This window comes from Microseira sp. BLCC-F43, from assembly GCF_041929235.1.
GTDB lineage: Bacteria > Cyanobacteriota > Cyanobacteriia > Cyanobacteriales > Aerosakkonemataceae > Microseira.
This window is the reverse complement of sequence record NZ_JBHFNP010000131.1, coordinates 179,443-185,781: the sequence shown is the minus strand read 5'-3', so window position 1 is coordinate 185,781 and position 6,339 is coordinate 179,443. Positions and strand designations below refer to the sequence as shown.

Below are 6,339 nucleotides of genomic sequence, written 5' to 3'. Positions count from 1 at the left end.
TTTGGTGGTTGGGGCACAGCAATAGAAAACCTTCTCGTTAACGGCAATGTCGATTGATGCCGTATCATATCCTTTGGTGGTTGGGGCACAGCAATAGAAAACCTTCTCGTTAACGGCAATGTCGATTGATGTTCCCTACTAGGATCTTTGACTGGTTCTACTTGCACAAATGTTGAGTTTGCCAAGGATGGTAAGGAATTCTATTAGGTGCAGAAGCTGTGAGAACAACTTGGCCTTTTTCGTTGGTGTACCACCCAGTTGCTTCTACAATCTCCGTAGAAGTTGCGTTCTGGGTAGCTGTTCTGTATTAGATCCCAGATTCTCTTCCTCTCCCCGTCCCCGCGTCCCCGCATCAGAGCGTCCTTCTGTATTAATTGTCACCAAATCAACTAAAAAGGCGTCAGGACTGAGGGGTTCATCGGGACTCGGTGGAATGCCCCCGCGTCCAGTCACAACAAATGAACTCCGCCTTGCTTGGCGCGAACACTGTTGATCTACAATTCCGGTAATATCGACTACATTTTCTGGCAAGGCAATCAATCCGGCACTGGGGTCGATATCGGGGGTATTAATTGCTACTGTGCCGCTTAATTCCGAGTTGGCACCCGTGGCGGTGATGTCGCTGATTGAAGTTTCCTCCTGTCTAAATTGAGTGCCAAAGATACCTTGGGTATCGATCGTAACTGTACCGCCACGGAAGTCGGTAGAGTTGGCGGTGATGTCGCTATTTTCTAAGGCGGCGATTGCATCACTATCAATGATGATATTTCCACCAATATTATTGCTGCCTCTGGCATTCGTGGTAATTGTACTATTGCGGTGCAAAATTAAACTGTTAGAACGTAGGTTGATATTACCTTCATTGCCAACTGTATCGGCGCAAAGTGAAGTATTGTTATCCAAACTCACTGCATCGGCATCGATATTGATGTTGCCTGCATTACCAAAGCCTTCAGCAGTAACGCTGAGGCGATCGCCATTGGTGAGAGAAAGCGATGGCGCTGTAATCTCAATTCCCCGTGCATCTCCCACCGCACCAAACTCGACTCTACTCGATGCCTGACTGGGTTTGGTTTCAAAGCTGCCGTCAAAAATAGCACTATCGCGCAGATTGATTCTAATCGTGCCTGCATTCGCTTCACCAAAAGTACTAGCGGTTAATTCTGTACCATTTGTGACACTGAGACTAGCTGCGGTAATGTCGATATCACCCCCATTACCGATGGCACGAGAAGAGACTCGCGTACCTACTGAAGTAGAAAATAAATCAGCATCAATACCAAAGCGGATAGCGCCATCAATCGAAACGCGATCGCTGGATCGAATTATAATATCTCCTGCATCCCCTTGTCCGAATGTGCTGGTACTTAAAGTAGCGCCATTACGAAGAGTCAGAGAACCCGTATTAATTTCAATATTGCCTCCTATTCCCTTTAATTGAGTATCCTCTTCATCGGGTTCTGTCGTGCTAAAAATTACCCCAAAATTGTCTTGACCTATCCCATCTAATACAATCGTGTCGCGGGCAACAATCCTAATCAAACCTGCATCTCCATTGCCAAAAGTACTAGCACTGATTTGATCGCCATTGCTAACAATAAGATCTCCTGTATTAATCTCAATCTTGCCACCATTTCCTTGAGCATCTTCTGCGACACCGCTTTCAATTCTTGTTGGGAGTCCTAATCCAGATGACCCTTCAGTTCTAATTCCATCAGCAGTGAATGTGTCGCGAATTGCAATTCTGATATTGCCAGCATTCCCGTTTCCTCTAGTCAGACTGGAAATAGTCGATCCACCTGATATAGATAATACCCTTGTGGTTATCTCAATATCGCCGCTATTTCCTACCCCTTGCGAAGCTACGCTACTAACAATCCCATTGTTGTTTTCCAGAGACAGGGTATCATCGAGTGCGATGGCAATTTTTCCCGCATTTCCTTCTGCTATCTTACTGGCAGACAATACAGCATTATTAGACAGCAAAAGCGACTGGGCGCTGATATTAATATTCCCGCTATTACCATTCACTCCCCTGGTGTTATTTCTGATATCGCTACCCTGAGTTAATAACACAACTCCTGTAGCGTTAATATCAATATTGCCTCGAGTTCTTTCGGGTGGCCCAAATCCTTCAACTCCTGTAAATAAGCCGCTTGCTTGACGCATTTCTAAATTGCGGGTGTTGATAGCAATACTCGCGCCACCCAAAATTGAAGTAGCATTCAAAAATGCTTCATTATTTAGCAAGATATCTCCCCGTGTAACTGATGTTGGAAAACTCAGACGCAAAGGAGCAATGCTATTAATATCCACCTGACCTGCACTTGCCACACTGCCCAATTCAATCCGACTTTCCGGTGCAGACAAAGTTGCATTATCGATGACAATATTTCCCCCAATTAGCGCTAGGCTAGTCAGTGTCGGAACGCGCAGGATGGCATCGCGTACTTCAATTCTGCCCGGATTGCTGCCAAATTGCAATCCAATTGGGACGTTAATAGTTAGTAGGGGAGGATCCTTGGGGTTTGTAGCACTGAATTGATAGTTATTGGGAAAGACAAATCCCGTGGCAGTTGTTGCGAGAAAAGAGCCACCAATCCTCAGCCTTGCGTTTGATCCGAAAATAATTCCATTCGGATTGAGCAAGAATAAATTAGCCGTGCCATTAGCGCGAATCAAGCCATCAATATTAGAAAGATTTCCACCCGTGACGCGGGTCAAAATATTCTGAATATCCGCAGCATTGTTAAAGAAAGCTTCTGCACCCGTAGGAACCGAAAACTCGCGAAAGCTGTGGAATAAATTGCTACCTGCTGTTGTTCCGCCTTCGATGGTCAGGGTATTGCCTTGGGGCGTGATGGTGGAATTAACGGGTAGAGTTGTATCGGGGATAATTTGTGCCTGGGTTGGAGTTGCGATCGCCAGACACAATAAGGCTACATTACTAGCCAGCCAGAATTCTTTTGAAAATGATTTGATCTGCAAGGGCATAGCTAGGGGCTAGGGGCTAGGGTTTGGGAGTTGCCGTACAACAGCAAATTGAATCGAGTGTCAATAGAATACACGATTTAGAGCTAGAAAGAGCGATTCTTGAATCAAACTCAGATCTAGCATCTTGAATCATATCGTTTCTGGTTGCATCGAACTTACTCCCTATAGACCCAATTAGCAATTAGCAATTAGCCATTAGCCATTAGCAAGAAAGCAGACTAAAGATAGCTGCTAGCTTGACGGGTAAACATAGTGTGGTAGCGATCGCCTCTTGCCATCAATTGATCGTGAGTTCCCACTTCTACAATTTGCCCGTGTTCTAAGACTACGATGCGGTCTGCCATTTTTGCCAGGGCGAGGCGATGACTCACTACGACTGCCATTCGACCCTGGGCAATGGTTTTAAAAATGCGGTAAATTTCGTGTTCGTTTTTAGGATCGAGGGCGGCGGTAGGTTCATCAAATACTAGCAATTCTACCTCAGATAAGCGGATTAAAGCACGAGCGATCGCAATTCGCTGCCACTGTCCTCCTGATAAATCAACGCCATTTTCCAATTGCTTGCCGAGGGGAGTTTCTAACCCTTGGTTTAACTCTTCGATTAAGTGGGCAATACCTGCATCTTGCAATACAGTTTGGATGGCGAGATCCTCTGACAATTTGGGTTGATAACCCCATCCGACATTTTCTCGCAAGGTTGCTGGGAAGCGGGCGTAATCTTGCATCACAACGGCAATGTGCGATCGCAACTCGTTTAAGTCAAGCGATCGCAAATCTCGATTGTGCCAATAAATCGTGCCAGAAGTCGGATCGTACAGGCGACACAGCAGCTTGGCAAGGGTTGTTTTACCTGCCCCATTTTCTCCCACCAACGCCACCATTTCTCCTGGTTGGATTGTCAGGTTGATATCTTTCAAAATTTGTTTGTCGCTACCGGGATAAGCAAAAGATAAATCCTGCAATTGGATACCCTGTTCCCCAGAAGCAGGAAGTCGTAGATAACCACTATGCAACTGGGGTTCTAAATCGAGTAATTGAAAAATCGGGCTAGTTGCCAGTGCCGCATCGTAAATATCTCCAGTATTGCCAATCATGATGTAGAGACTGCGACGCATTTGCAAAATAATGCCAGTGTAAAGGGCTAAATCCCCCAGAGTGTAGCTACCTCGCAGAACTCCGATGACGACATAAATATAAGGAAATGCTGCCCCTATGCCGCTAACTAAAGACCAAATAATTACCGCAACAGCACCTTCTCGCCGGATCTGTTCCATGGCACCAAACATGCGACCAAACAGTCCTCGCCACCGTTCTAACAAGATAGATTGCAGCGAGAATAAACGCAGTTCTTTAGCATAAGCTTCCCCCGTCAATAACTTGGCATAAATATCCATTTCGCGGGTAATACCTGCTTGGGTTTCTTCTACCCGCCAGCTTTTTTTATGGTGCTTCATCTCCACAAAAATAGAGGGTGTAGAAGACGCTAACAGAATTAGAGGCACCCACCAAGCAATCGAAGATGAGAGTAACACTGAAGGGACAAATATAAACACACCCATCAGCGTTGCTGCCACAATAAACGAGAGGCGCTGGAGGCGCTGCATCCCTTTATGAGTGAGTTCTAGGAGATTCAATAATTCAGGCGTTTCAAACAGAGCAATATCGTCAAAATTTGCCACTTTGTGCAGTACTTTCCCTTGGACATAACCCTGAACGCGATCGCGCAAAGCTCCAAATAAGGCAGTCCCAATCGAATCTATCGAATCCACCATCAAGTTCAGCAGCACCACCCCTGATATACTCCAGAGAAATTTGGGTTCAGATAGGATCGAGGCGATGACATTTTCTACTGTCCCTTGCCCCAAAAGGCGCGAGGATTCATCAATCACAACCTTACTTAAAAACAGCGATACCGATGGCCCTGTACCCGTCACTAAATTTAGTAAAGCGATGTTGCGAAGCTCATAGGGTGCGGCCTGAATTACCATCAAAAGACTGCGACGCAAGGCTTGGAATGGAGTCAATTGCTTTAGCTGCATCTGCGGTAGATCTCCAGAAAGCGTTCAATTAAATCTACAATATTAAAACTGAACTTTTCGGATACACAGCCTGCACAGATGTGAAAATATACAACTCACAATCGTGAACTTTTTATATGAGTAACTCGCTGACAGCAACGCTAAAGCCATGCAAAACATTCTGAGTGCTGACAACTTCATCGGCATTAAATAAAAGCCATCTATTTTGAGTATTAATTAACACAATTCGAGTTTCAGGAAACAACAGCCATACTTCTAAGCAACCAGATTCTAAATATTCCTTGGATTTAGCGAATAATTCTTCAGCAGGGTCATCGGGCGATGCAACTTCTGCAATTAGCGGGAAACTCTGGGGTAAGACAGTAAAGTTATTGCCAAATTGTTCTAGCAGTTGGGGACTAATATAAGCAAGATCGGGACGAAGCGCCTGTTTTAGCGTGCGACAAAGCGTTCCTACACAGATTTCTCCCCCTTTTCCGCTAGAGGTGATGTAATCTCCCCACTGACGAATTAGCATACCTTGAGCCAAACCATGCTTGTATGTCATACCTGTTTTCTCAATCAGTTTGCCATCTACCCATTCTGTCCGATCGCGGGGATGGTTCAAAAAGTCTTCTAGGGAAACGAGTTCAACCACATTGGATGGGGTGATGGAAGCGACCATTGTCAGGGACTCACAAAGCTAAAACGGCTGGCACTACGATTTTAGAGCAGGACTTACGCACTTAGGAACCCATCACCTTTGTTTCTTGTTTTTCAGTAGCTTACCGATTGAGTATGTCCAATGGTATAAATTTTGTATCAAAGCCTGGGTAGATGGTATTCTTTTGTTAATTCCCTCCCCCCTGGGAGCGAAAGTACTTATGTAACCAGCAACTTGAGTTAATATTAAGATTACCCGAGCAAAATAAAAACCATGAAGAAAGTTGTGATAGTTGGCGCTGGGCCTTGCGGGATTCTACTTGCACATTATTTATTGCGTCGTAGTGTAGAATACAAAATTGATATTTACGAACGCCTCAATGACCCCAAACAAGTCGCCTTCTCCAACTCCAGAACTATCCCATATGGTATTAACGAACGGGGATTAAGAGCTTTGAAGAAAATCGACGGTCTAGAAGCAGCAGTCAAAGCCAAATGCGTAGAAAATAAGGGTCTGATTATCCATCAAAAAAACGGCAAGAAGCAGAATTTGCCCAAAAGAACAACTACCTTTAATACCGACCGGATTAGCTTAGTAATGGCTCTGTTGTCTAAGCTAACGGAAAATTCCGACAGCCGATGACAAATCCACTTTAACTCTCAA

The 6,339-nt window shown here is 44.9% G+C and carries 4 protein-coding genes; 1 reads left to right on the top strand and 3 read right to left on the bottom strand.

The genetic code is table 11. The features are described 5' to 3' along the window. Window positions 1-264: 264 nt before the first annotated feature. The 3 genes from ACE1CM_RS18905 to ACE1CM_RS18895 all read right to left on the bottom strand — a co-directional run bounded on the left by ACE1CM_RS18905 (window position 265) and on the right by ACE1CM_RS18895 (window position 5,697). Window positions 265-2,994, bottom strand: a complete 2,730-nt coding sequence (locus ACE1CM_RS18905) for a filamentous hemagglutinin N-terminal domain-containing protein (RefSeq protein WP_374879283.1) — start codon at window positions 2,992-2,994, stop codon at window positions 265-267. Between the two features lie 218 nt (window positions 2,995-3,212). Further along, window positions 3,213-5,033 carry an ABC transporter ATP-binding protein gene (locus ACE1CM_RS18900; protein WP_374879281.1) on the bottom strand — a complete coding sequence of 607 codons (1,821 nt, stop codon included), beginning with the start codon at window positions 5,031-5,033 and terminating at the stop codon, window positions 3,213-3,215. A 112-nt stretch (window positions 5,034-5,145) separates the two neighbouring features. Continuing rightward, complete coding sequence (locus ACE1CM_RS18895) at window positions 5,146-5,697, bottom strand: Uma2 family endonuclease (RefSeq protein ID WP_374879279.1); 552 nt, start codon at window positions 5,695-5,697, stop codon at window positions 5,146-5,148. Window positions 5,698-5,949: 252 nt separating this feature from the next. Here ACE1CM_RS18895 and ACE1CM_RS18890 point away from each other — a divergent pair, with 252 nt between their 5' ends. After that, on the top strand, window positions 5,950-6,318 hold the full coding sequence (locus ACE1CM_RS18890; RefSeq protein WP_374879277.1) for an FAD-dependent oxidoreductase: 369 nt from the start codon (window positions 5,950-5,952) through the stop codon (window positions 6,316-6,318). Window positions 6,319-6,339: the final 21 nt, after the last annotated feature.